The following is a 983-nucleotide window of genomic DNA, read 5'->3' as shown; positions in this document are numbered from 1 at the left end:
GATGAGATTGAGCGCCTCGCGGTCATAAAAATCTCCACGTAGCAGCAACGATTGAATGTAATCGGCTCGGTTCGATATAAAGAAATTCACTATCTGACCGTCAATCCGATGCCTAACTATCGATCCGCTTACCTCGGAAGCATCATGCCGAAAATGGAACAGCTCCCAGCTTTTGCACTCTGTTCTCGATAGCGAAACGCGGCCATCCGGTTCCGCGCTGAGGAACAATCCGCTTTTCTTCAGCCCGAATTCCTTCTTGTTAAAATTTACGAGGGCAAATGAGTTGATACTATCGTCATAGTTACTTCCATCATTCTTTTTGAAGGAAAACCCATTTGAGTATGAAGAAAGTCTAACTATATCTTGATTTAAGTATGCGTCGGAGAGTTTGGGGTCTGATTCTCCGCCCTCTGGCATCAATACAGTATTGAAAGGAGTGGCCTCAAAAGGTCCATGTCGGAGTTCGTTTGAGCTCGGATCGACGAACAACGTCGTACCATGTGAGGTGAAAAGGCGGCTGGCTGAGCCGATACGATCAGGATCCGCATTCATGACGATAGCCTCTCTTGGTTCCATCGCAAGGTAAGCGACTTTCTGAATTTTGCCAAAGACGAGCGTCATGCTGAAAGGCGGTATCAGAAGGGCTTGGAGGGCAGAGCGAATATGAAACGGCGTGATTTCATCCTTGGCGCAGGAAGCGCACCAATGCTATTTGCTCAGCCCAAGTTGACCTGCTGGGGCGTTACTCCTGCAATGGCCGCTCCCTCCACCCTCCTCACCGCACCCATCGAGCTTGCCGGCGACTGGGGCCGCATGCTGGAGGGCGCGGCAGATCAGGTCGTCGAGCGCATGCGGCATGCATRCCTTGACGGCGTCCGGCTGCTCTCCGACCGCCAGCCGACGCGGCTGCGTGTCGACGAGCACACTTCCGGCACGCCGGCGATCTGGCTGCATCCGGACGGCAGCAGCATGGCCTGGATCAT

General features: G+C 53.3%; 1 protein-coding gene and 1 pseudogene. One reads left to right on the top strand and one right to left on the bottom strand.

From position 1 onward, the window contains the following. Positions 1 to 621: hypothetical protein (locus tag AC1D0I_RS32610; protein WP_477400185.1), on the bottom strand; the 621-nt coding region annotated here is incomplete at its 3' end. A gap of 84 nt (positions 622 to 705) precedes the next feature. Here AC1D0I_RS32610 and AC1D0I_RS32605 point away from each other — a divergent pair. Continuing rightward, positions 706 to 983: pseudogene (locus AC1D0I_RS32605) on the top strand (hypothetical protein); the annotation flags it as partial.

Source organism: Mesorhizobium sp. P2_D1, from assembly GCF_056404455.1.
The sequence above is the reverse complement of the archived record's forward strand: the minus strand, read 5'-3'. Positions and strand labels throughout refer to the sequence as shown.